General features: G+C 65.4%; 24 protein-coding genes. 21 read left to right on the top strand and 3 right to left on the bottom strand.

Translation table 11 applies throughout. The annotated features are described in order from the left end of the window. Positions 1–14 precede the first annotated feature (14 nt). From dapA to AU252_RS03110, 6 genes are all read left to right on the top strand, one after another. Complete coding sequence (gene dapA, locus AU252_RS03135; RefSeq protein WP_058929475.1) at positions 15–923, top strand: 4-hydroxy-tetrahydrodipicolinate synthase; 909 nt, start codon at positions 15–17, stop codon at positions 921–923. 41 nt (positions 924–964) lie between these two features. Next, a complete protein-coding gene (locus tag AU252_RS03130) occupies positions 965–2,656 on the top strand; it encodes a ribonuclease J (protein WP_058929474.1) in 1,692 nt (563 codons plus the stop codon). 130 nt (positions 2,657–2,786) lie between these two features. After that, complete coding sequence (locus AU252_RS03125) at positions 2,787–5,708, top strand: FtsK/SpoIIIE family DNA translocase (RefSeq protein ID WP_058929473.1); 2,922 nt, start codon at positions 2,787–2,789, stop codon at positions 5,706–5,708. A gap of 9 nt (positions 5,709–5,717) precedes the next feature. Then, positions 5,718–6,353 carry a CDP-diacylglycerol--glycerol-3-phosphate 3-phosphatidyltransferase gene (gene pgsA / locus AU252_RS03120; protein WP_058929472.1) on the top strand — a complete coding sequence of 212 codons (636 nt, stop codon included), beginning with the start codon at positions 5,718–5,720 and terminating at the stop codon, positions 6,351–6,353. Positions 6,354–6,362: 9 nt separating this feature from the next. Then, the gene (locus AU252_RS03115; protein ID WP_058929471.1) at positions 6,363–6,842 is read left to right on the top strand and encodes a CinA family protein; all 480 of its coding nucleotides are present in this window, start codon (positions 6,363–6,365) and stop codon (positions 6,840–6,842) included. Positions 6,843–6,994: 152 nt separating this feature from the next. Further along, positions 6,995–7,447: a helix-turn-helix domain-containing protein gene (locus AU252_RS03110; RefSeq protein ID WP_056342905.1), complete on the top strand. Its 453-nt coding sequence runs from the start codon at positions 6,995–6,997 to the stop codon at positions 7,445–7,447. 75 nt (positions 7,448–7,522) lie between these two features. On the opposite strand, the gene AU252_RS03105 is transcribed toward AU252_RS03110, so the two are convergent. After that, positions 7,523–8,092 carry a MarR family winged helix-turn-helix transcriptional regulator gene (locus AU252_RS03105; protein WP_083510239.1) on the bottom strand — a complete coding sequence of 190 codons (570 nt, stop codon included), beginning with the start codon at positions 8,090–8,092 and terminating at the stop codon, positions 7,523–7,525. Positions 8,093–8,133: 41 nt separating this feature from the next. Here AU252_RS03105 and AU252_RS03100 point away from each other — a divergent pair, with 41 nt between their 5' ends. The 6 genes from AU252_RS03100 (at position 8,134) to dapF (ending at position 13,820) form a co-directional block, all read left to right on the top strand. Continuing rightward, positions 8,134–8,358 (top strand): DUF3046 domain-containing protein, encoded by a 225-nt coding sequence (locus AU252_RS03100; protein WP_058929470.1) that lies wholly within the window; start codon positions 8,134–8,136, stop codon positions 8,356–8,358. Between the two features lie 233 nt (positions 8,359–8,591). Then, positions 8,592–9,650 carry a recombinase RecA gene (gene recA / locus AU252_RS03095; protein ID WP_056342912.1) on the top strand — a complete coding sequence of 353 codons (1,059 nt, stop codon included), beginning with the start codon at positions 8,592–8,594 and terminating at the stop codon, positions 9,648–9,650. 187 nt (positions 9,651–9,837) lie between these two features. After that, a complete protein-coding gene (locus AU252_RS03090) occupies positions 9,838–10,341 on the top strand; it encodes a regulatory protein RecX (RefSeq protein ID WP_205630673.1) in 504 nt (167 codons plus the stop codon). Positions 10,342–10,418: 77 nt separating this feature from the next. Then, on the top strand, positions 10,419–11,966 hold the full coding sequence (gene miaB / locus AU252_RS03085; RefSeq protein ID WP_083510237.1) for a tRNA (N6-isopentenyl adenosine(37)-C2)-methylthiotransferase MiaB: 1,548 nt from the start codon (positions 10,419–10,421) through the stop codon (positions 11,964–11,966). Positions 11,967–11,969: 3 nt separating this feature from the next. Then, a complete protein-coding gene (miaA, locus tag AU252_RS03080; protein ID WP_058929469.1) occupies positions 11,970–12,866 on the top strand; it encodes a tRNA (adenosine(37)-N6)-dimethylallyltransferase MiaA in 897 nt (298 codons plus the stop codon). Between the two features lie 9 nt (positions 12,867–12,875). Beyond that, positions 12,876–13,820 carry a diaminopimelate epimerase gene (gene dapF, locus AU252_RS03075; RefSeq protein ID WP_058929468.1) on the top strand — a complete coding sequence of 315 codons (945 nt, stop codon included), beginning with the start codon at positions 12,876–12,878 and terminating at the stop codon, positions 13,818–13,820. Here dapF and AU252_RS03070 read toward each other — a convergent pair. Continuing rightward, entirely contained in the window at positions 13,801–14,415 is a 615-nt protein-coding gene (locus AU252_RS03070) for a class I SAM-dependent methyltransferase (RefSeq protein ID WP_058929467.1), read from the bottom strand. The genes dapF and AU252_RS03070 overlap by 20 nt on opposite strands. Before the next feature lie 440 nt (positions 14,416–14,855). On the opposite strand from AU252_RS03070, the gene hflX reads away from it, so the two are divergent. Then, positions 14,856–16,421: a GTPase HflX gene (gene hflX / locus AU252_RS03065; protein WP_058929466.1), complete on the top strand. Its 1,566-nt coding sequence runs from the start codon at positions 14,856–14,858 to the stop codon at positions 16,419–16,421. After that, positions 16,414–18,471 (top strand): ATP-dependent DNA helicase, encoded by a 2,058-nt coding sequence (locus AU252_RS03060; RefSeq protein WP_058929465.1) that lies wholly within the window; start codon positions 16,414–16,416, stop codon positions 18,469–18,471. The genes hflX and AU252_RS03060 overlap by 8 nt, the downstream gene beginning before the upstream one ends. Before the next feature lie 14 nt (positions 18,472–18,485). On the opposite strand, the gene lexA is transcribed toward AU252_RS03060, so the two are convergent. Further along, on the bottom strand, positions 18,486–19,232 hold the full coding sequence (lexA, locus tag AU252_RS03055; protein ID WP_058929464.1) for a transcriptional repressor LexA: 747 nt from the start codon (positions 19,230–19,232) through the stop codon (positions 18,486–18,488). 349 nt (positions 19,233–19,581) lie between these two features. Between lexA and AU252_RS03050 the strand changes: the two genes are divergently transcribed. The 7 genes from AU252_RS03050 to AU252_RS03025 all read left to right on the top strand — a co-directional run bounded on the left by AU252_RS03050 (position 19,582) and on the right by AU252_RS03025 (position 24,524). Next, complete coding sequence (locus tag AU252_RS03050; RefSeq protein ID WP_083510236.1) at positions 19,582–20,022, top strand: LysM peptidoglycan-binding domain-containing protein; 441 nt, start codon at positions 19,582–19,584, stop codon at positions 20,020–20,022. Positions 20,023–20,100: 78 nt separating this feature from the next. Next, positions 20,101–21,219: a histidinol-phosphate transaminase gene (locus tag AU252_RS03045; protein WP_058929463.1), complete on the top strand. Its 1,119-nt coding sequence runs from the start codon at positions 20,101–20,103 to the stop codon at positions 21,217–21,219. An 81-nt stretch (positions 21,220–21,300) separates the two neighbouring features. Beyond that, positions 21,301–21,927 carry an imidazoleglycerol-phosphate dehydratase HisB gene (gene hisB / locus AU252_RS03040; RefSeq protein WP_058932709.1) on the top strand — a complete coding sequence of 209 codons (627 nt, stop codon included), beginning with the start codon at positions 21,301–21,303 and terminating at the stop codon, positions 21,925–21,927. Beyond that, a complete protein-coding gene (hisH, locus tag AU252_RS03035) occupies positions 21,924–22,655 on the top strand; it encodes an imidazole glycerol phosphate synthase subunit HisH (protein ID WP_058929462.1) in 732 nt (243 codons plus the stop codon). The genes hisB and hisH overlap by 4 nt, the downstream gene beginning before the upstream one ends. Next, on the top strand, positions 22,656–22,814 hold the full coding sequence (locus AU252_RS24095; protein ID WP_167349814.1) for a hypothetical protein: 159 nt from the start codon (positions 22,656–22,658) through the stop codon (positions 22,812–22,814). 57 nt (positions 22,815–22,871) lie between these two features. Next, positions 22,872–23,618 carry a bifunctional 1-(5-phosphoribosyl)-5-((5-phosphoribosylamino)methylideneamino)imidazole-4-carboxamide isomerase/phosphoribosylanthranilate isomerase PriA gene (gene priA / locus AU252_RS03030; RefSeq protein ID WP_058929461.1) on the top strand — a complete coding sequence of 249 codons (747 nt, stop codon included), beginning with the start codon at positions 22,872–22,874 and terminating at the stop codon, positions 23,616–23,618. Positions 23,619–23,627: 9 nt separating this feature from the next. Continuing rightward, on the top strand, positions 23,628–24,524 hold the full coding sequence (locus AU252_RS03025; RefSeq protein WP_058929460.1) for an SseB family protein: 897 nt from the start codon (positions 23,628–23,630) through the stop codon (positions 24,522–24,524). The last annotated feature ends 11 nt before the right edge of the window (positions 24,525–24,535 follow it).

Below are 24,535 nucleotides of genomic sequence, written 5' to 3'. Positions count from 1 at the left end.
GTAACGTTTTTTCCATGCCTCACAAATCCGCCACCGCTCCTGCCCTTGGTACGCTCCTGACCGCTATGGTCACGCCCTTCACCAAGGATGGCGCCGTGGACTACAAGCAGGCAGCCGAACTGGCCACCAAGCTTGTGGACGATGGCTGCGACGGCCTGGTCGTCACCGGGACCACCGGCGAAACGTCCACCCTCTCGGATGAAGAAAACCTTGGCATGTTCCGCGCTGTCAAGGAGGCCGTGGGAGACCGCGCCGCCATCATCGCCGGCACCGGGACGAACGACACCGCACACTCGGTGCACCTCTCCCAGCAGGCCGCAGCGCTCGGCGTCGACGGCCTGCTGCTCGTCACGCCGTACTACAACAAGCCCAGCCAGGCAGGCGTCCGCGCACACTTCGAGACCGTCGCGTCCGCAACCGATGTGCCCGTAATGCTCTACGACATTCCGGGCCGCTCCTCCATCGCGATCGAACCCGAAACCATGATCAGCCTGGCGCAGCACCCGAACATCGTCGCCGTCAAGGATGCCAAGGCCGATTTCATGGCAGCCAGCCGCGTGATGGCAGAGACGGACCTGTACTTCTACTCCGGCGACGACGGATTGACCCTTCCGTGGATGTCCCTTGGCGCCGTCGGGCTCGTGGGTGTGACAACCCACGTCGCAACGCGCCGCTTCCGCGAACTGATCGACGCCATCAACGCGAACGACCTCGAAACCGCGCGTAAGATCAATTTCGAGCTGCTGCCCGTCGTGAGGGCAACGATGACCCGCGTCCAGGGAGCCGTTGCAGCCAAACAAATTCTTAAATGGCAGGGAGTCCTGCCCAACTCGATTGTCCGTTTGCCCCTCGTGGAGCCGGACGAAGCCGAGATCGTAACCATCCGCGAGGATTTGGCGGAAGCGGGGCTGGTCTTTCCCTGAGGGCTAAGACCAGCACCCTTCCGCCTGGAAAGTAGTGCACTATGACCCAAACCGCCCTTCCCGGCCTTGTCACGCCCCCACGCCTGCCGCAAGGCACCCTCCGGATCGTTCCGCTGGGCGGACTGGGGGAGATCGGCCGGAACATGGCCGTGTTCGAAATCGACGGAAAACTGCTCATCGTGGACTGTGGTGTCCTCTTCCCGGAGGAGACCCAGCCCGGCGTTGACCTGATCCTGCCCGATTTCTCCTACATCGAGAACCGTGTCGACGACATCGTGGCCGTTGTCCTGACCCACGGCCACGAGGACCACATCGGCGCCGTTCCCTACCTCCTGCGGCTGCGCGCCGACATCCCCCTGGTGGGCTCACAGCTGACGCTGGCGCTCATCGAGGCCAAGCTGCAGGAACACCGGATCCGTCCGTACACGATGACCGTTGAAGAGGGCCAGGTCGAAAAATTTGGCCCCTTCGAGTGCGAGTTTGTCGCGGTCAACCACTCCATCCCCGATGCTTTGGCTGTGTTCATCCGCACGGCCGGCGGCACTGTCCTGCACACAGGCGACTTTAAGATGGACCAGCTGCCCCTGGACGGCCGGATCACCGACCTCCGGCACTTCGCCAAGCTGGGTGAAGAGGGCGTTGACCTCTTTATGTCCGACTCCACCAACGCTGACGTGCCGGGCTTCACCACCGCCGAAAAGGAAATCGGCCCCACGCTGGAACGGCTCTTCGGCCAGGCCACCAAGCGCATCATCGTGGCGTCCTTCTCCTCGCATGTCCACCGCGTGCAGCAGGTGCTTGACGCCGCCGCCAAGCACAACCGCAAGGTGGCCTTCGTGGGCCGCTCCATGGTCCGCAACATGGCCATCGCCGCCAAGCTCGGCTACCTCGACGTTCCCGACGGCCTCCTCGTGGACATCAAGAACATCGACAACATGCCGGACAACCGCGTGGTCCTGATGTCCACAGGTTCCCAGGGCGAACCGATGGCCGCGCTGTCCCGCATGGCCAACGGCGACCACCGCGTAGTGGTGGGCGACGGCGACACCGTGATCCTGGCCTCCAGCCTCATCCCGGGCAACGAAAACGCCGTCTTCCGGATCATCAACGGCCTGCTCAAGCTCGGCGCGGACGTCATCCACAAGGGCAACGCTAAGGTGCACGTCTCCGGACACGCAGCCGCCGGCGAGCTGCTCTACTGCTACAACATCCTTGAGCCGCTCAACGCCATGCCCGTGCACGGCGAGACCCGCCACCTGATCGCCAACGGCAAGATCGCCATCGAGTCCGGCGTCCCCACCGCCAGCGTCATCCTTGCCGACAACGGCACCGTGATCGACCTCAAGGACCACCGCGCAGACGTGGTGGGCCAGGTTGAAGTGGGCTTTGTCTACGTGGACGGCTCCAGCGTCGGCGAAGTCACGGAAGCGGACCTCAAAGACCGCCAGACGCTTGGCGATGAAGGCTTCATCTCCATCATCACCGTCATCAACCGCACCACCGGCAAGGTGGTCTCCGGACCCGAGATCCACGCCCGCGGCGTGGCCGAGGACGATTCGGTCTTCGACGAGATCATCCCCAAGATCAACGCCGCTCTGGAAGAAGCCGTGCTCAACCGCACGGACCACACCACCCACCAGCTCCAGCAGGTTGTCCGCCGAGTTGTCGGCACCTGGGTCAACCGCAAGCTGCGCCGCAAGCCCATGATTATCCCGGTGGTCCTCGAGGCGTAACAGCCCCGAAGGCAAGCGGAATGGCAAAGGCCCGGTTCTTGTAGAACCGGGCCTTTCCCATCCGCAACATGAGGCCGGGAACAGCCGGAAATCCGCGGAAAACCGCGCCAGTTCCGGTACCGTGGCACGTATGGCCACTCGTACTACTCCCGCGCCCCGAGGCACCGCTGGCGGCAAATCCAGCGCCAAATCCGGCAGCCCGGCGGGCCGCGGTGCAGGCGCCACAGGGTCCAGCCGCACCGGCGGCCGGGCCGGTTCATCGGGGGGCAGCGCACGCACCCGCCAGCTTCCCGCCGTCGAACAGCGGCAGCCCTGGCTCCTGCGCGTTGTGGGCGGCGCCTGGCTGGGCGTGGGCCATCTGGTCGGCGGCGGAGTCCGCAGGATCGGCTCCGATGTCAGCGACCTGCCGGCAGAGGAACGCCGCGACGGCGCGGCCCTGTTCAACCTTGCCCTGGGCGTCTTCATCGCCACCTTCGCCTGGTGGGGAATGACCGGTTGGTTCCCCGACGCCGTCTACGGCGTGGTCAACGGCACCTTCGGCTGGATGTCACTGCTATTGCCGCTGATGCTTTTTGTGTGTGCCTTCCGGCTCTTCCGGCAGCCCGACGACGGCCGCGGAAACAACCGCGTGGGGATCGGTTTCCTCATCATGACCTTTGCGGGCTGCGGCCTTGCCCACGTGGTGGGAGGGCAGCCCACCGTTGCCGAAGGATTCGACGGCCTCCGGCAGGCCGGCGGTATGCTCGGCTTCCTGGCCGCCTCACCCCTCGCGGCCATCCACGCGGCGGTGCCCGTGGTGGTCTACGGCCTGCTGGCCTTCATCTCGCTGCTCATCATTACCGCCACCCCCTTCGGGGCCATTCCACGCCGCCTGCGGGGTGCCTATGAGCATCTGATGGGCCTGGACCTGCAGGAACCCGGCGACGACGGGGACAGCCACGACCGCAGCTACCTCGAGGAATCGAAGGCAACCCCTGCGCCGCGGAAGAAGAAGCGGCGTTTCTTCGGCAAGGACGACGAGTCCGACGCCGGGCTGGAAGGCTACGTGGGCGACGAAGCCTTTGAGCACGCCGTCATTGACGACGACGAGACCGACGCAAAGTCGGGCCGCGGACCGCGCCCCGCTCCCGGCGTGCGCCGCCCCACCCAGGCGGAAATCGCCGTCGAAAAAATCAAAGCGGCCCAGGGCCTCGGCACTGTGGGGAGGGCTCCGGCAGAGGACAACGCCACCGAGGCCATCCCGCTGGTCACACCCGGGATGGTGGCCGCCGGCTCACTCAACGCGGCACCCGCCACCGTTGCGCAGGTGCCGGCCAAGCCCGTCACGCCCATGCCCCTTCCGGCTCCTATTCCGCAGCGGACCGAGCAACTCTCGCTGGCGGGCGACGTCACCTACACCCTGCCGCCGTCGGACGTTCTGACCCCGGGCTCCATTCCCAAAGAGCGCACGGAGGCCAACGACGCGATCGTGGCTTCCCTGACCGAGACCCTCAACCAGTTCAACGTGGAAGCGCAGGTCACCGGCTTCAGCCGCGGGCCCACCGTCACGCGGTACGAGATTGAGCTGTCCCCGGGCACCAAGGTGGAGCGCGTCACCGCCCTGTCCAAGAACATCTCCTACGCAGTGGCTTCCAGCGACGTCCGGATCCTCAGCCCCATCCCGGGCAAGTCCGCCATCGGTATCGAGATCCCCAATACGGACCGCGAAACCGTCTCCCTTGGTGACGTCCTCCGCAGCCAGAACGCCCGCCGGACCGACCACCCCATGGTGATGGGCGTCGGCAAGGACGTCGAAGGCGGTTATGTCGTGGCGAACCTCGCCAAAATGCCCCACCTGCTCGTCGCAGGTGCCACCGGCGCCGGTAAGTCCTCGTTCGTAAACTCCATGATCACGTCGATCCTCATGCGGGCAACGCCGGACGAGGTCCGCATGGTCATGGTGGACCCCAAGCGTGTGGAACTGACCGCCTACGAAGGCGTCCCGCACCTCATCACGCCCATCATCACCAACCCGAAGAAGGCTGCGGAGGCCCTGCAGTGGGTCGTCCGCGAAATGGATGCGCGGTACGACGACCTCGCCAACTACGGGTTCAAGCACATCGATGACTTCAACAAGGCAGTCCGCGCCGGCAAGGTCCAGCCTCCCGTGGACTCCAAGCGCGTCATCCGGCCCTACCCGTACCTGCTGGTGATTGTTGACGAGCTCGCCGACCTGATGATGGTGGCCCCGCGCGACGTCGAAGACTCCATCGTCCGCATCACCCAGCTGGCCCGTGCCGCCGGCATCCACCTGGTCCTGGCCACCCAGCGGCCCTCCGTGGACGTCGTCACCGGCCTGATCAAGGCCAACGTGCCCTCGCGGATGGCCTTCGCCACGTCCTCCGTCACGGACTCCCGGGTGGTCCTTGACCAGCCCGGTGCCGAAAAACTCATCGGCCAGGGCGATGCGCTGTTCCTGCCGATGGGTGCCTCCAAGGCCATGCGTGTCCAGGGCGCCTGGGTCACCGAGTCTGAAATCCACAAGGTCGTGGAACACGTCAAGGGCCAGCTTAAAGTCGACTACCGCCACGATGTCGCCCCCGAGGCACCAAAAAAGCAGATCGACGACGACATCGGGGACGACCTCGAAGTCCTGCTTTCGGCCACCGAACTGGTGGTCACCACGCAGTTCGGTTCGACCTCGATGCTCCAGCGCAAGCTCAGGGTGGGCTTCGCCAAGGCCGGACGGCTCATGGACCTCCTGGAGTCCAGGGGAGTGGTTGGCCCCTCCGAAGGGTCCAAAGCACGCGACGTCCTGGTAAAGCCGGACGACCTCGCGTCGGTGCTGGCAGCCATGAAGGGCCAGGACGCTCCGGTCGTTGCAGATTCACAGACGGCAGCGCTCAGCGACAACGCCAACGCGAACATCGCCCAGGGCGGATATGCGGAGGACCTCGTACAGGCGGACCTGGACCAGCGCAGCCAAAAGGTTGAGTACTTCGACGGCGCCGACGGCACCTCCGGCGACGATGAGGACGGTTCCGAAGACGCTTGGTCACTCACCGGACGGTAGCCTAGGAGTGTGACTAGCACCGAAGCAACTGCCGCCGGCTCCAGCAGCCCAGGAATCTGGAATCTTCCCAACATCCTGACCATGCTGCGCATCGCCCTGGTGCCGTTCTTCGTCTGGTTCCTCCTCGCCGATGCCCCCGGGCTGGACAGCGAGTCAGGGCCGTGGCGCTGGGCCGCGGTGGTGGCGTTCGCCGTCGCCATCTACACCGACAAGCTCGACGGCGACATCGCCAGGAGCCGCGGCCTCGTCACCAATTTCGGCAAAATTGCCGACCCCATCGCCGACAAGCTCCTCATCGGCTCAGCCCTGGTGATGCTGTCCATCCTGAATGAACTGCCATGGTGGGTCACCATCGTCATCCTCGTCAGGGAATGGGGCATCACCGCCCTTCGTTTCTTTGTCATCCGGTACGGTGTCATCCCGGCCTCGCGCGGGGGCAAGCTCAAGACGGTCGTTCAGACGGCCGCGATCTTCCTGTATCTCCTGCCGCTCGGCGCGCTGGCGCCGTGGCTTGTCTGGGTGGCTTTCGCCGTCATGATCGTGGCCGTACTGATCACGGTATGGACCGGCGTCGAATACGTCATTGAAGCCCTGCGCATCCGGTCACAGGGCAAACGTGCGGGAACAACTACAGCTGGAAACTAGGGAGCCGACGTGACCAACCTTCACCACCTGGCGGAACAGGCAGTCAAAAGTGCCCTGGAAAGGGGCCGCACCGTCGCGACCGCGGAGTCTCTCACTGCGGGAATGGTCAGCGCCGTCCTCGCCGACACAGCCGGAGCCTCAGGCATGCTCCAAGGCGGTGTGGTGGCCTACCAGAACTCCGTTAAAGTGGACGTCCTGGGCGTTCCGGCAGAGCTGCTGGCCGCCGCCGGATCCGTTGACGGTGCTGTCGCAGCGGCCATGGCGGCCGGGGCCAGGACTGCGCTGCATGCTGACGTCGGCGTTGCCACCACAGGAGTAGCCGGCCCGGAGGACCATGATGGCAAAGCGGTGGGGGCAGTGTTCATCGGGGTTGCCACAGCGGACGGTGCGTCATATCTCGAATACGCCTTCACCGGGAACCGTGCAGAGATCCGCGGACAGGCTTGCGGCGCTGCGCTGGAAAGTCTGATCGCGGCCCTATCTTCCTGAAGCTACCGGGCGTAAAGTTGCCGGGAACAAATCCCGGTGTCCATTAGTTATTACATTGTGTCGCTTCCGGAGAGCGGAGGCGCCTAGGATGAATAAACCACCACGGTTCGCTCCACGGCGGACCGAACTTATGAGGGAGCAAGGCGATACAGATGGTAAAGCAGCCCGTATCCATAAACGGCGTTGTCCGCTGGAAGGATGTGGGCCTCGCCGATCAGGCCAAGAGCGAACAGAAGGAGCGCAAGATGGTTGTACTTCGTCACGAAATCGGTGATGTCCTGCGCGATGTACGCCAGCGCCAGGGACGCACGCTCCGCGAAGTTTCGCACAGTGCCCGTGTTTCCTTGGGCTACCTCAGCGAAGTAGAGCGCGGCCAGAAGGAAGCTTCATCAGAGCTCCTCTCCTCAATCTGCTCAGCCCTGGACGTGCCGCTGTCCAGCATGCTCAGGGAAGTCAGCGACCGTGTCGCCGTCGCCGAGGGCGTTGCCGTTCCGGACACCGTTCCCCAGGAATTCTCACAGCGCTACGGCCGCGACCTTGATCGCGATCTGAACGCTGAACTCAACAACGAACTGTCCAAGGGCCTGCTTTCCGGCGCACGGTAAGCCGTCCGCAGGAGCCAGACAGGAAGTACAGCAAAGCCTCCGGCCATGGGCCGGAGGCTTTGTTGCGTGTGGCGGCTATTTTGCAGCGTCGTCGGTGGACGGGTCCTTCGCGAAACCGTCGAGTTCAAAGAGGGAGTTGAGCTTTGCCATGTATTCGGCGAGGGTCTGCAGTTCCCCGACCGGCCACTCACCGAGCCGCTCACGGAAATCCTGGCGGCGCGCATCCTGGACCTGATGCATCTTTTCCTCGCCCTTTTCGGTGAGGCGGATCGACTGCGCCCTTCCGTCCAGGGGGTCAGCTTCCTTGAACACCAGCCCGATGCTTTCCAGGAAAGCGATCTGGCGGCTGACGGATGGCTTGCCCACTCCGATGTTCAGGGCAAGGTCTGTCAACCGGATGGGTCCCTCGCGCCGGATGATCGAAAGCAGGCCGTAGGCCGCCGGTTCCATGTCCGGGTGCACCTGCCGCGAGAGCTGATGGGACACCGACCGGGCGCGCCGCCAAAAGAGACTGATTTGGTGTTCCACGGTGTTCAGGGCCTCATCGACGGTGTCCTTTTCGGTACCTATCCCCGCAGGGGACGTCGCCGGAAGGCCGGTTTCGGGAAGGCCTGTCGCAGGAGGGCCGTCGGCAGGGTTGCTCATGGCAACAATTCTAGGGTCCGGGACCGTGAGAGACTCTATTGGTGCGGATCAGTGACTATTGGCGGCTTATGGACGACGAATTCGGGGCTGGCTACTCCCGGGTCTTGAGCAGCACCCTGGTCCTGGCCGGGGCCGGCGGGCGAACCGCCGACCAGGCCCTTGCGGCCGGAATGAGCCCGCGGCACGTGTGGTTGGCCATCTGCGATGTCCAGGATGTGCCGCCGGAGCGGCGCCTGGGACGCGACGTCAAACCCCTGCGCGACTGACGCCGCCACCAACCGGACAGCATTCCCCAGGCTCACGTGCGCCCTTTCTGCGCTGACACGCCGCCGGATCTGTTCGAATACCTGTTCGGGTAAAGCTATGCTTTTCGTAGTGGGTTATCCACATAGGCGATGTCATCCGGCCAGAATGTCAGCGGGTGCCATTAGCGTCAGAGATGACCAAGAAATGGCCGCTGAGGCCACTCCAAAGCGAGAAAGCATTAGAGGTGTGAACCATGGCGGCAGCCCCGGATCGTCAAAAGGCGCTCGACGCAGCGCTGGCACAGATTGACAAGCAGTTCGGCAAGGGCTCGGTCATGCGGCTGGGCGATGAAGTCCGTGCCCCCATCGAAGTCATCCCCACCGGATCCATCGCGTTGGACGTGGCCTTGGGAATTGGCGGCCTGCCCCGCGGCCGCGTCGTGGAGATCTACGGCCCGGAATCTTCGGGTAAGACCACAGTGGCCCTGCATGCCGTTGCCAACGCGCAGCGCCTGGGCGGCATTGCCGCCTTCATCGATGCCGAGCACGCCCTGGACCCCGAATACGCCGCCAGGCTGGGCGTGGATACGGACGCCCTCCTGGTCTCGCAGCCGGATACAGGCGAGCAGGCCTTGGAAATCATGGACATGCTGATCGGCTCCGGCTCGCTGGATGTCATCGTCATCGACTCCGTTGCTGCCCTGGTGCCGCGCGCGGAAATCGAGGGTGACATGGGCGACAGTCACGTGGGTCTGCAGGCCCGTCTTATGAGCCAGGCGCTGCGTAAGATCACCGGCCGCCTGAGCCAGACCAAAACCACTGCCATCTTCATCAACCAGCTCCGTGAAAAGATCGGCGTGTTCTTCGGCTCCCCGGAGACCACCACCGGCGGTAAGGCCTTGAAGTTCTACGCGTCCATCCGCATCGACGTCCGTCGGATCCAGACGCTCAAGGAAGGTGCCGACTCGGTCGGTAACCGCACCAAGGCCAAGATCGTCAAGAACAAGATGGCCCCGCCCTTCAAGATCGCCGAATTCGACATCATCTATGGCCAGGGCATTTCCCGCGAGGGCGGCATCATCGACATGGGCGTTGAGCACGGCATCATCAAGAAGTCGGGCTCGTGGTTCACGTACGACGGCGACCAGCTGGGCCAGGGCATGGAGAACTCCCGCCGGTTCCTGCGCGACAACCCCGAGCTGGCGACCGAACTGGAGCGCCTGATCAAGGAGAAGCTTGGTGTCGGGGTAGTCAAGCCCGCTGAAGCCGATGCCAAAGACACACCGAAGCTGAAGGCTGTTGACGGCTTCTAGGGACGCCCCTGACGTGACGGCCGGGCAGAGCGCCGGATGGCGTGCGGCCGGGCAGGACACCGGATCGGGGCGACGGCAGCGGAGACGGGGCGGACGCCCCGGCTTCGGGCCGGACGGACCCGATCCGGATGCTGCCATCGCCGGAGACGCTGAAGCAAACCCAGGCGCCGAACCGGATCCAGCATCCGTGGCGCGGGCCATTGTGTTGCGGCAGCTGACCAGTTCGGCCAAGAGCCGGCTGCAGCTGTCGCGGAAACTGGCCGAGCGGAACATTCCGGACGATGTGGCGGAAGCCGTCCTGGACCGTTTCCAGGAGGTCCGCCTCATTGACGACGCCGAGTTCGCCGACATGTGGGTGCGCAGCCGGTCGCAGTCGCGGAAGCTCGCCAAGGGGGCCCTCCGGCGCGAGCTGGCGGACAAAGGAATTGACGCAGACACCGCCGCCGCCGCGCTGGAACAGCTTTCCGATGCGGACGAGGAAGAGTCGGCCCGGCTCCTGGTGGAACGCAAGCTCCGGGCAGGCACGGATTTGTCGGACCGCGCCGAGCGGGACAAGATCACGCGGCGGCTGGCGTCAATGCTTGCCCGCAAGGGCTATCAGCCGTCGCAGGCGTTCCGGATCGTCGGCGAGGTGCTCGACGCACATGCGGAGACCCAGACAGACGCACCGGATGGCCTGCTGGATCCATAGGCCCGCCGTAACGGCGCCCCCGCCGATACGGCAACCTGAGCGATCCCGCAACCGTAGCGAGCCGGTACCCTTAACAGGTGAGTTTGACCATTCCTTCCCCCGCATCCGGTACCGCCCCGTCAGCCGACCCAGCCCTCCAGCAGCCCCGTACCTATCAGGTGCGCACCTTCGGCTGCCAGATGAACGTGCATGATTCGGAGCGGATGGCCGGCATGCTCGAAGACGCGGGCTACGTACCGGCAAGCGGTGAGCAGGCCGACGTCGTGGTGTTCAACACCTGCGCCGTCCGGGAAAACGCGGACAACAAGCTCTACGGCAACCTGGGCATGCTGGCGCCCGTCAAGGCCGCCAACCCGGGTATGCAGATCGCCGTGGGAGGCTGCCTGGCCCAGAAGGACCGCGAGACCATCCTCAAGAAGGCTCCCTGGGTGGACGCTGTCTTCGGCACCCACAACGTCGGAGCCCTCCCGGCACTGTTGGACCGGGCCCGGCACAACAACGAAGCCCAGCTGGAGATCCTCGAATCCCTGGACGTCTTCCCCTCCACGCTGCCCACCAAGCGTGACTCGGTCTATTCCGGCTGGGTTTCCATCTCGGTCGGCTGCAACAACACCTGCACGTTCTGCATCGTCCCGGCCCTGCGCGGGAAGGAAAAGGACCGCCGCCCGGGCGACATCCTGGCTGAAATCCAGGCCCTGGTGGATGACGGCGCCATCGAAGTCACCCTGCTGGGTCAGAACGTGAACTCTTACGGTGTGGAGTTCGGCGACCGGCAGGCGTTCTCCAAACTCCTGCGCGCGTGCGGCGAAATCAAAGGCCTGGAACGGGTCCGCTTCACCAGCCCCCACCCCGCCGCCTTCACCGACGATGTCATAGACGCCATGGCCGAAACCCCCAACGTGATGCCGCAGCTGCACATGCCGCTGCAGTCCGGGTCCGACAAAGTCCTGAAGGACATGAAACGGTCCTACCGCTCCACCAAGTTTTTAGGCATCCTGGACAAGGTCCGCGAGAAGATCCCGCACGCCGCGATCTCCACTGACATCATTGTCGGCTTCCCCGGCGAAACCGAGGAAGACTTCCAGGCCACGCTTGACGTTGTGGAGCAGTCGCGCTTCGCCACGGCTTTCACCTTCCAGTACTCGAAGCGTCCGGGTACTCCCGCCGCAGACTTGCCGGACCAGCTTCCCAAGGCCGTGGTCCAGGAGCGATTTGAACGCCTGACCGCACTGCAGGACAGGATCGCCGCCGAGGAAAACGCCACGCAGCTTGGCCGCAGGGTAGAGGTGATGGTCACCGCCCACTCAGGGCGCAAGTCCGAAGAAACCCACAGGCTGTCGGGCCGGTCCCAGGACCAGCGGCTCGTGCACTTCTCCGTTCCCGAGGGGGCAGAAGTGCCGCGTCCGGGGGACCTGGTCACCGTCACAATCACCGAAGCCGCAGCCTTCCACCTCGTGGCCGACCCGTCGTTGCAGGACTACAGCCTGCGGCGTTCCCGCGCTGGGGACGCCTGGGACAGGTCCCAGGCAGATTCGTGCGGCGCTCCCGTGCCGGCTGCCGCAGGCGGCGCCAGCCGCACCGGAGTCTCGCTGGGCATGCCCACGCTGCCGGTACGGAGCCGCTGACCGGTGGTCCAACCTCCGGTTATTGCTGTTGTTGGTCCCACAGGGTCAGGTAAGTCCGACCTAGCCGTGAACCTTGCCCTGGAGCTGGACGGCGAGGTCATCAATGCCGACGCCATGCAGTTCTATCGCGGGATGGACATAGGCACCGCCAAGATCACGCCGGCAGAGCGCAAGGGCGTTCCCCACCACCTTCTGGACATCCTGGACGTCACGGAGGAGGCCAGCGTTTCAGACTTCCAACAGCAGGCCCGGAGCATCGTCAGCGATATCCACGCGCGCGGCAAACGCGCCATTCTGGCGGGCGGTTCGGGTCTCTACGTTCGGGCTGCCCTCGACGTCCTCGAATTCCCCGGCACGGATCCTGTCCTCCGGCAGCGGCTCGAGGCTGAGTTCGATGAAGCCGGCCAGGATGCCCTCCTGGCGCGGCTCCGGGAGGTGGATCCGGTGTCAGCGGGCCGTGTCTCCGATGCGCGCCGGATCATCAGGGCGCTCGAAGTCCATGAGCTCACCGGCCGGCCCTTCAGCTCCTTTATGCCCCAGCGGGAGTATTTCCAGCCTGCCGTCCAGATCGGCCTGTCCGTGGACCGCGATGTCCTCCGTGAACGGCTGGCCCAGCGCGTCCACAACATGGTGGACCAGGGGCTGTTGGGGGAAGTGCTCCGGCTGGACACGGCCGGTCTCCGCGGCGGCAAGACCGCGCCGCGGGCCCTCGGCTATGCACAGTTCCTGAAAGTGCTCGACGGCGGCTCAACAGTTGCCGAGGCAGCCGAGGACACCATTGTGGCCACCCGGCAGTTCGCCAGGCGCCAGCTCACATGGTTCCGCGCCGATCCCCGCATCGCCTGGCTGGACTGGCAGGCGCCGGACCTTGCGGCCCGGGCCGTGGCTCTCAGCCGGTAATCTAGGACCATGGACGCAACTCCCGCAGAGACCACAGAGCCCGTCTTCCACACCTTGGGCGGACTCCGCTTCTCCAAGGGACACGGCACCGGCAACGACTTTGTGCTGGTCGCCGACCCCGACGGCGTCCACACCATCGACGCCGGCCAGGTAGCCGCGCTCTGCGACCGTCACCGCGGGATCGGCGGCGACGGACTGATCCGGGCCGTCCCCTCCCGGTATCTCTCCGAAGGCCGCGAGCTGTTGCTTAGCAGCCCCGAGGCCGAATGGTTCATGGACTACCGCAACGGCGACGGGTCGCTCTCGGAAATGTGCGGCAACGGGGTCCGCGTATTTGTGCACTTCCTGCGTGCCGAGGGCTTGGTTGACCTGCCCGACGGCGGCGCGCTCACCATCGGGACTCGCGGCGGCGTCAAGACCGTGGTCCGGACAGGGGACAGCTATGCGGTGGACATGGGGCCGTGGGAATTCATTTTCCCCGGCGACGCGACGGCGAAAGCCATGGACTCGCTGGTAACCGCAGAGGGCTTGGAAGTGCCCCGCCCGGCCCTGTCAGTGAGCATGGGCAACCCGCACACCGTGGTGGCACTGGCTGAACTGTCCGAATTGGAAGCCACCAGGCTCTACACTGCTCCGAAGGTCGATCCGGTGCCGGCCAATGGAACCAACGTTGAATTCGTCGTGCCTGCCGAACCGCTGGTCCACAACGGGATCGGCACCATCACCATGCGCGTCCATGAGCGGGGTGTGGGCGAGACCCAGTCCTGTGGAACAGGCGCGTGCGCCGCCGCAGTGGCCATCCGGCACTGGGCCGGGGCGGAAGCGCCGGACTCCTGGCAGGTCAACGTGCCGGGCGGCGTCGTCGGGGTCAAGTTCTTCGCCGGGGCGGGCGGGCACGAGCACGTCGAGCTCAGCGGGCCCGCCGTAATTGTGGCTACTGGGACGCTTTCCTGACTCGAAGGATGCGGAAGGACTTGGACGTGGACTCCCGGCTCACGGCGAAGGATGCATCCAGTTCCGTCGCGAGCCAGCGCTGAAGCGTATCCGAGCCCAGGTTTTTTTGGACCACTAGCCACGCGGAGCCGCCCGGCGCCAGCCGGGGCAGCCACAGCTTCAGGAGGCTGTGGAGTTCATCCTTGCCGATCCGGATGGGCGGATTGGACCAGATCGTGTCAAAGCGCAGGTCCGGGTCCACCGCCTCCGGCGTGCTGGCCAGCACGTTGCCCAGGCCCAGCAGGGCCGCATTCTCGTTGGTCAGCGTGATGCAGCGTTCATTGACGTCCACTGCGTAGACCTTGGCGTGTGGCGCCCGCAATGCGAGCGTGAGGGCAATGGGCCCCCAGCCGCAGCCGATGTCAAGGAGGTTGCCGGTGGGGTCCGGGGCCGGGACCTCGGCCAGGAGCACCGCCGTCCCCTTGTCGATGCCGTCGGGGCTGAAGATGCCGCCGGACGTCTGCAGCGTGCGCGTCTCGCCGGCCAATTCCACGGTGAGCGGCTTGCGGGTGAACGGCCCGGCGGGCGATGCGCTGAAATAGTGTGCGGACTCCATAACTGGCCAGATTAGTTGGCCGGGGTGGACAATGCGAAACCGCGGGCACCGCTTCTGCTAATCTTGAACCCATGTTCTTGATCTTCGAGTAGCCGGCACGGCCGGTGTCCCTCCCGGACGCCGCCTGTTCCGAAGCCGTGCCCCGCAGCGATGCAGGTATTAACCTTCCGCAAGTGCGCCACATGCCAGGTCTTCCGTATCTGGTATGCCGCCGGGCAATACTCGAGCGATCTGCCGCCGCCGGTCCTTGCTGTTTTGCCCGCGCTTTCCACCACTCCACGCATCCCCGGATGCGAAGACTCCCTGCGCGGCCCGGTCCCGACCGGCGCGCAGCAGACCAGGAGGCCCGGATGACTGCAAGCCGTCAGCCCAGCGCGAATACTTCACCACTGAACAACGATCGGCACTATTCTGAAAATGCCGAAACTTCAAAGGAGACCATGACCAGCCAGCCCAACACCGGTTCAGATCCAGCAGCCCAGGACATGAGTCCCGAGGAGATCCAAGCTGTCATCGACCGGATTCTCGCCAAGGACGTACCGGCCAGGAACGTCACCGCCGCAGACGGTGACAAGGGCGTGTTCGGCAGGGCCCAGGCGATCTCCCGCTTGGACGACGAACACACCAGCTACGACGGCGACCAGCAGGACCGGGAGGAACGCCGGGCACTGAAGCGCGTGGCCGGGCTGTCCACCGAACTCGAAGATGTCACCGAGGTCGAATACCGGCAACTGCGGCTCGAACGTGTGGTCCTGGCCGGGCTATGGTCCGAAGGCACCTTGGCGGACGCGGAGAATTCCCTGCGTGAGCTCGCCGCCCTCGCCGAAACAGCAGGCTCGGAAGTCCTGGACGGGATGGTGCAGCGCCGTGCCAAACCGGACCCGGGCACGTTCCTGGGTTCCGGAAAGGCCCTTGAGCTCAAGGAAATCGTGATGGCCACCGGGGCTGACACCGTTGTGGTGGATGCCGAGCTGGCACCGTCCCAGAGGCGTAGCCTTGAGGACATCGTCAAGGTCAAAGTCATTGACCGCACTGCCCTGATCCTGGACATCTTCGCCCAGCACGCCAAGAGCCGTGAAGGTAAGGCCCAGGTGGAGCTGGCGCAGCTCGAATACCTCCTGCCGCGACTGCGCGGCTGGGGTGACTCGATGTCCCGCCAGGCCGGTGGCCAGGTGGGCGGCGCCGGCGCCGGCATGGGTTCGCGCGGACCCGGTGAAACAAAAATCGAACTGGACCGCCGCCGGATCCGCACCCGCATGGCCAAACTGCGGCGCGAGATCGCGGCAATGAAGCCGGCACGGGAAACCAAGCGGGCCAACCGCCGTCGTAATTCAGTGCCTTCCGTTGCGATTGCCGGGTACACGAACGCCGGGAAGTCATCGCTGCTGAACAGGCTGACCGACGCCGGCGTGCTGGTGGAGAACGCACTGTTCGCCACCCTGGATCCCACCGTGCGAAAGGCCGAGACCTCCGACGGCCTGGGATACACCCTGGCGGACACCGTGGGTTTTGTCCGGTCGCTGCCCACGCAGTTGGTGGAGGCTTTCCGCTCCACGTTGGAGGAAGTGGCTGACGCGGATCTGATCCTGCACGTGGTGGACGTGTCCCACCCGGACCCCGAGGGCCAGATTGCTGCAGTCCGCAAGGTCTTCAGCGAAGTGGATGCCCGCAAAGTGCCCGAGATCATTGTCCTGAACAAGGCCGATGCCGCGGATCCGTTTGTGGTGGAGCGCCTCAAGCAGCGAGAACCGCGCCACGTGGTGGTCTCGGCCCGCACCGGCCAGGGGATCGCCGAACTGCTGCGGGCCATCAGTGACGGGATTCCGCGGCCCGGCGTGAAGCTGGAGCTCCTTATTCCCTACGACCGCGGTGACCTGATCAGCAAACTGCACGAGACCGATGCCGAGATCCTGAGCCTGGATCACGGCGAGCACGGTACCCGCGCTGTGGTGATGGTGCGGGAGGGCCTTGCGGCTGAACTGGAATCCTTCATCAACCATGACTGAGGTTGCGGCGGGGGAAGTCAAAGGTACGGCCGGCGAGCAGTTCGTGATCGAACTGCTTGACCGCGCCGTGGCCGGCATGGGCGGTCAAAGCCGCAGCGGGCAGCACGAGATGGCCAGGCAGGTGGCCAAGGCCATCGAAACCGGCGACCACCTCCTGGTTCAGGCCGGAACGGGGACCGGAAAGTCGCTGGCCTACCTGATTCCGCTCATTGCGCACTCGCTCGTGAGCAACAAGCCCACCTTGGTGTCAACGGCCACGCTTGCGCTGCAGACCCAGATCGTGGGCCGCGACCTTCCCCGGCTGCTGAAGACCATCACCCCTGCCCTGGACCGCCCTGTCAAGGTGGCCCTGGTCAAGGGCCGCTCCAACTATGTCTGCCAGCACAAGCTCGAAGGCGGGTTCCCCTCCGAGGAACCCGCCGAGGGCCAGCTGTTCTCCCTCGGCGAAGACACCAGCGTCCCGCATTTCGCCGCCGCATTGGGCGGGCCGTCGTCCCAGCTGGGCAAGGAAGTGGTGCGCCTGCGAGAGTGGGCGGAGAAGACCACCACGGGCGACCGTGACGAACTGCTTCCCGGCGTTACTGACCGGGCCTGGCGGCAGGTTTCGGTGACATCCATGGAATGCCTGGGGGCCCAAAAATGCCCCATGGCAGCCGAATGCTTCAGTGAACTGGCGCGCCACGACGCCGCCGAGGCCGACGTTGTGGTCACCAACCATGCCATGCTCGCCGTCAGCGCCTTTGAAGGCCTCGCAGTGTTGCCCGAATACGACGTTGTGGTGGTGGATGAGGCGCACGAACTGCAGGACCGGGTCACCGGGGCGGTGTCGGGGCAACTCTCCGTGGCAATGGTCCACGCTGCGGCGTCGGGCGCACGGAAGCACACGGCCATCACGGTGGATGCGCTCAACGCCGCTGCCGCCAACCTGGAACTCGCCCTTGCCGGAGTGCCCAACGGGCTGCTCCCCAACGGCCTCAACGACGAACAGTTGGACTGCGTGGACCAGTTGCGTGAGGCCTGCCGCGCTGCCCTGTCCGATTCCAAGGGTGACGGCAGCCAAACGGCCGACGGCGGGCGGCAGCTCGCGCGGTCACGCCTGATGCTGATCCTCGAACTTTGCGAACGGCTGATTGTTGCCCGGGAAAACCGGGAAGTGGTGTGGTTTTCCCGCGCAAGTTCCTTCGATCCGCAGCAGGGCTATGCGCAGCCAGACGAGTCCGCGCCGGCCCTGGTCAACATCGCGCCGCTCAGCGTTGCCGGCAAGCTCCGCGAGGGGCTGTTCGCCGGCCACACCGTGGTGCTGACCTCTGCAACGCTTGCCATCGGCTCAGCGTTTGAACCGGCTGCCGGCGGCTTGGGACTGGTGGGGGAGGGCGCGCCCAGCTGGACCGGGATCGACGTCGGATCGCCCTTTGACTATCCGAAACAGGGGATCCTCTACGTCGCGGGGCACCTCCCCAAGCCAGGCCGCGGGGCGTCGCCGGAGGCCCTCGATGAACTTGAGGCGCTGATCCGCGCGTCCGGCGGCGGTGCCCTGTGCCTGTTTTCGTCCCGGCGTGCAGCCGAGGAGGCCGCTGAGGCGATGCGTCCCCGGCTTGGCCTCAGCATTCTCTGCCAGGGCGACTCCACCATGACGGCCCTCGTGAAGCAGTTCGCGGACGAGCCCGATACTTGCCTGTTCGGCACCATGTCCCTGTGGCAGGGTGTTGATGTTCCGGGCGGATCATGCCGGCTGGTGGTGATCGACCGCATCCCGTTCCCGCGGCCGGATGACCCGCTGATGACAGCACGGTCCCGCGCCGTTGCGCAGGCCGGCGGAAACGGCTTTATGGCGGTCTCGGCGACTCACGCGGCCATCCGCCTTGCCCAGGGCGCGGGCAGGCTGATCCGTTCCACCGGAGACAAGGGCGTGGTGGCGGTGCTTGATTCCCGGCTTGCCACCGAGCGCTACGCCGGATTCCTCCGGGCTGCTCTGCCGCCGTTCTGGCCCACCACGGACCGCAAAACGGCGTTCGCAGCCCTGGAAAGGCTGGCCGGGAAGGGCGCCTGACTGCGCGGCAGGTCCTATAGCGACCGCAGGACCGAGACGACCTTGCCCATGATTGTGGCGTGATCGCCCAGGATGGGCTCGTACTGGGTGTTCTGTGGCAACAGCCACGTGTGGCCATCGCGCTGGCGGAAGGTCTTGACGGTGGCTTCGTCGTCCAGCAGGGCCGCGACAATATCGCCGTTGGAGGCGTCTGCCTGCCGGCGGACCACTACCCAGTCGCCGTCGCAGATGGCAGCGTCCACCATGGAGTCGCCGGCCACGCGCAGCATAAACAGCTCACCCTGGCCCACGAGCTGCCGGGGCAGGGGCATCACGTCTTCCACCACCTGATCAGCCAGAATAGGCCCGCCAGCCGCGATCCGGCCCACCAACGGCACCATCGCGGTGTCCATGGCAGAGGGAAGTTCGGTGACCGTCCCGCCGATGCCGTGCAGGACTGAGGGCTTGGTTGTCCCGTTCGACTTAGTGGACCCGCCGTCAAGCGTCAACGGCATCAGGACTTCCATGGCGCGCGGACGCTTGGGGTCCCGGCGCAAGTATCCCAGCTTCTCCAGCTGTGAGAGCTGGTGGGTCACGCTCGACAAACTCGCCAGGCCCACGGTGTCACCGATTTCACGCATCGACGGCGGATAGCCGTTGTCATTCACCGAGCGCTGGATGGTTTCAAGGATCTTCTTTTGGCGGGCGGTGAGCCCCTTGGGGGTCCGTGGGGGCTGGCGGCGCTGCGGTGTCGCCTTGCCCTCGGCGGCTGGTGCTGCCATGTTCGCCAATGCCTTTCGGTTGCCCGGCTCCGCTCCGGCCGCTGGTGCCTGGAACGCCCCGGGGCTGGTGTCGGAGTTGATTGTCAGACCCTGCTGATCAACTACAGAGGTGGTTGTTCTTTGATCCAAACGTAGGCCAGCCACAGGGCTTTTTCAAACATTTGTTCTAGCGAGTCTCGACAATATTCGTTGATAAGTGCTAAAAATGAAGAAGCAAAGTTCGAACATGTGTTCTACTCGTTGCTTGCGGATTCGAATATTCGAATTTATGGACGGCTCAGGCCGGTACCGGCAAGTGAACGCGGAGGGCGCGCCGGGCAGCACAGTATGGTCCAGGAGGGCTCATTTCATGTCAGCTATATCTGCTTCGCAGGACTCGCGTCCACAGCTCATTTCCGTGCAGGACCTCACCTCGCGGCAGTGGTCCGCACCCGTTTCGACGTCGGGTTCGGCGCCAAGGCAGCGAAGGGAACCGTTGCCGCCGCTGCGCCTGACCCGCAGGGGCCGGATTGTGCTCATCGGCATCCCGCTGGTGATTCTTGCCGCAATCCTGCTTTCCCTGGCAGGTTTCCTCAACGCCCCGGCAAAGGCCGCCGATTCGGCCGCCGACCTGTCACTAACGCCAACAGTCTCGGTCACGGTGCAGGCCGGCCAGTCACTCTGGGCCATCGCCAGTACCGTTGCGCCCGAGCGTGATCCCCGTGATGTCATCGCGGATATTGCCCAGTTGAACAACCTTTCCGCCGGGGGCGTTGTCCCCGGACAGCAACTCTTCGTCCCCACCAGGTAAAGAGCCTGCAGGCTCGGGCGTGTGCCGCCGCAGGCCGTCACATTTTCTGGCCGTCTGCTTCGGACCTAAACTGTTCAGGTGAATGACCAGCTAGAGCGTCTGAACAGACTTCCCCTCCGGACCAACCTCCGCGGACTGACCCCGTACGGTGCCCCGCAGCTGGATGTACCTATCCTGCTGAACGTCAACGAAAACACCCATGGCGTCCCGGCGGACGTACGTGCCGCGATCAGCGTGGCCGTGACGCAAGCCGCGGCGGGCCTCAACCGCTACCCGGACCGTGAATTCACCGAACTCCGGGAAGCGCTGGCCGAGTATCTCGGCCACGGTCTGGATGCCACCAACATCTGGGCGGCCAACGGGTCCAACGAGGTCCTCCAACAGATTCTCCAGGCTTTCGGCGGGCCCGGGCGCACGGCCCTGGGATTCCCGCCCACGTACTCCATGTATCCGCTCCTGGCCAGCGGCACGGACACCGGGTACATCGTCGGGCAGCGGGCCGACGATTACGGGCTCAGTGCCGAGTCGGCCGCGTTGCAGGTCAAAGAGCTTCAGCCCAACATCGTTTTCCTCTGCTCGCCGAACAATCCCACCGGCACGGGGCTGGGCCTGGACGTTGTGGAGGCCGTGTACGAGGCCGGCGAGGCCAGCCAGACCATCGTCATCGTTGACGAGGCCTACCACGAGTTCGCCCACGACGGAACGCCGAGCGCCCTTACGTTGCTGCCCGGCCGGGAGCGCCTCATTGTGTCCCGCACCATGAGCAAGGCGTTCGCCCTCGCGGGCGCCCGCCTGGGCTACATGGCCGCCGCTCCTGAAGTCACGGACGCACTGCGCCTGGTTCGGCTGCCGTACCACCTTTCGGCCATCACCCAGGCAACAGCCCTCGCCGCCCTGCAGCACCGCACTGCGCTGATGGCCGACGTCGAGGACATCAAGGAGCAGCGGGACCGCATAGTCTCGGAACTCTCGCGAATGGGACTCAAACCTGCCGCCTCCGATTCGAACTATGTCTTCTTCGGCGGCCTCGACAGCCCGCATGACGTCTGGCAGTTGCTGCTGGACGACGGCGTGCTGATCCGCGATGTCGGCATCCCCGGCCACCTGCGTGTCACGGCGGGAACTGAGACGGAGACCACAGCCTTCCTGACGTCGCTGGAACGCATCCTGGCCAGCCAGGCCGGGCTGCCCGCCTAAACTTGAAGTATCGGCGCCGCCGCGCACCGGCACATCTCCTTCGCTTTCGCACCACTGACTTCGCCTAAAGGACATATGACCATGAGCTTCACCGGATCGAACGCTGCCGCGCCCCGGACCGCACGCATGGAGCGTGCCACCAGTGAATCGTCAGTGCTCGTGGAGATTAACCTCGACGGCACGGGCGTTTCGGACATCGACACGTCTGTCCCGTTCTACGACCACATGCTGACGGCGCTCTGCAAGCACTCGCTCATTGACATGACGGTCAAAGCCACCGGTGACACCCACATTGACGTCCACCACACGGTGGAGGACGTCGCCATCACGTTCGGTGAAGTTCTGCGCACTGCCTTGGGAAACAAGGCCGGGATCCGCAGGTTCGGCGAGGCCACCGTGCCCCTCGACGAAGCCCTGGCGCACGCCGTCGTCGACGTCTCCGGCCGCCCCTACCTGGTGCACGGCGGAGAGCCTGCCGGGCAGGAGTACCACTTGATCGGCGGCCACTTCACGGGGTCATTGACCCGCCACGTCTTTGAGGCCATCACGCTTCATGCCGGCATCTGCCTCCACATGAATGTCATCGCGGGCCGCGACCCGCACCACATTGTGGAAGCGCAGTTCAAGGCCTTCGCCCGCGCCCTGCGTGCTGCGGTCGAGCCCGATCCCCGCGTGGAGGGAATCCCCTCCACCAAGGGTGCCCTGTGAGCGGCCAAATTCTCCGGGACGGCGCCGTCATCGATCCGGCCGCCGGTAAAAAGCCCGTCTCGCCCGAAGGCAAGCCCACAGTCACTGTCCTCGATTACGGTTCGGGAAACGTCCGGTCCGCCGTGCGCGCCCTGGAGCGGGCAGGAGCCGAGGTCATCCTCAGCTCCAAGCCGGAGGACGTGCTTAATGCCGACGGCTTGGTAGTACCCGGCGTCGGCGCGTTCGAGACTGTCATGCGCGAGCTAAAGGCCGTGGACGGTATCCGGCTGATCGGCCGGCGCGTGGCCGGGGGCAGGCCGGTCCTGGCAATCTGCGTGGGCCTGCAGGTCCTGTTCGAGGCCGGAGTGGAGCACGGGACAGAAGCTGAAGGCATGGGGGAGTGGCCGGGCAAGGTGGAACTCCTTCCCGCCGAGGTGGTGCCACACATGGGCTGGAACACGGTTGACGTTCCGGAAGGATCCAAACTCTTCGCCGGCGTCGCGGACCAGCGCTTCTACTTCGTCCACTCCTATGGTGTCCAGGACTGGAACTTCGACGTGATCCAGCCGCGGATGACTGCGCCGCTGGTGACCTGGTCAGAGCATGGCGCGCGCTTTATTGCTGCAGTGGAGAACGGACCGCTCTGCGCCACCCAGTTCCACCCGGAAAAATCCGGCGACGCCGGTGCACGGCTACTGCGCAACTGGGTGGACGGCCTTCGCAAGCCAGCTGCCACGGACGCCGCCTAGATGTGGTCGATTGTCCTGATGGGCCTGGCCGGCCTTCTGGTGGGCGGCGCACTGTCCTTCAGGCAGCAGCACAAACCGCTCTGGACCCAGGTGGGCTTCTACGTCCTGGCCGGCATGGCGCTGCTGGCCGCGTACCTGCTGACGCTTCCTGGAACCTAGCCCACGCAACCCCCAGTTCCGCTTCCACGAGCAACCCAACACCCAAGAGGATTTGAGATGACCACCGCAACCGATCTGCCGGTTCTTGAACTGCTGCCCGCCGTCGATGTCGTAAACGGACAGGCCGTGCGGCTGGTCCAAGGCGAGGCCGGCAGCGAGACGAGCTACGGCACGCCGCTGGAGGCAGCCCTCAACTGGCAGGAGCAGGGTGCCGAATGGGTACATCTGGTGGACCTTGACGCCGCGTTCGGCCGTGGCTCGAACGCCGAGCTGCTCCGTGAAGTGGTGGGCCGGCTTGACATCAAGGTGGAGCTTTCCGGTGGACTCAGGGACGACGAATCCCTCGAAGCGGCGCTGGCCCTCGGCGTTGCCCGCGTCAACCTCGGCACAGCGGCGCTGGAAAACCCCGAGTGGACCCGCAGTGCCATCGACCGCTTTGGCGACAGGATCGCCGTCGGCCTCGACGTCCGCGGAACCACGCTGGCAGGCCGCGGCTGGACCAAAGAAGGCGGCGACCTCTGGGAGGTCCTGGGCCGGCTCGAAGAAGCCGGGTGCTCCCGGTACGTTGTCACTGACGTTACGAAAGACGGCACACTGCAGGGTCCCAACGTTGAACTCCTGCGCCAGATGGTGGAGAAGACCGGCAAACCGGTGGTCGCCTCCGGCGGCATCTCCAGCCTTGACGACTTGAAAGTGCTGCGCTCCCTGGTGCCGCTGGGCGTGGAAGGCGCGATTGTGGGCAAGGCGCTGTACGCCGGTGCCTTCACACTCCCCGAAGCCCTCGACGTCGCCGGACGCCGCTAGGCAGTTTCCGTGGACAGCACGCACAACGCCGATCCGGCAGCGGAATCGCCGCCGCCGCGCCATCTGCCCGGACACATTGCGGCGGCTTTGGCGGGCGCGGGCGGCCGTACTGACTCGGCCGGCCAGCCGTGGGAAGGCCGGAGCCTCGCCGGGGACGACGGCAGGATCCACAACTTCGAGGACGACGACGGAACGGCCGACGCCGGCTACCTCGCCGCCGTCGCGGCCCTGGTTGACGGCAACGGCGACGAAGCGGCTGTGGTGGCCTCGCTGGCCACCGCCCGAGTCTTTATCCCGATCATCGCCCAGCTCGGCGAGGAAGCGGCCGGCGTCGACGGCCTGACGTCGGACAAGCAGGCGGACATGGCGCTGGTCACCCTGAAGGCCGCCGACGGCCGGACGGCCATGCCGGCCTTCAGCTCGGCGAATGCCTTGGCTGCCTGGCACCCCGAAGCCCGGCCGGTGGCGGTTTACGCCGCCAGGGCTGCCCTCTCAGCCGTGGCCGAGGGGGCCGAGCTACTGGTGCTCGATCCGGGCTCGGAGGTCACGTTCGTGGTCCGGCGGCCCGCCGTCTGGGCGCTGGCCCAACAACGGGAGTGGATCCCTTCCTACACAGATGCGGCGTTGGCAGCCGAGATGGCTGAGGCAACGGCTGCCTTCCCTGCGGTGCGCAAGCTTGCCCTCCTCCCGGGTTCCGGCGTCGCCGTTCTCACCGGTACGGGTGCCAGGCTCTCCGGGGGCGGTGCCGGGCCGGAACTTCAGGTGCTGCTCCACCTTGAGGATGGGTTGGACGCTCCGGCAGTCCAGGACCTGGTGTCCGGCCTCCAACAGGCATGGTCCCGGAATGTATTGTTTGGAGAGCGTGTTGACTCGATCGAAATCAAGTTGCGGCGCGCAGCACAATAGCTGACGGTTGG

Origin of the sequence: Pseudarthrobacter sulfonivorans (assembly GCF_001484605.1) — a bacterium.
Lineage (GTDB): Bacteria > Actinomycetota > Actinomycetes > Actinomycetales > Micrococcaceae > Arthrobacter > Arthrobacter sulfonivorans_A.
The sequence above is the reverse complement of the archived record's forward strand: the minus strand, read 5'-3'. Positions and strand labels throughout refer to the sequence as shown.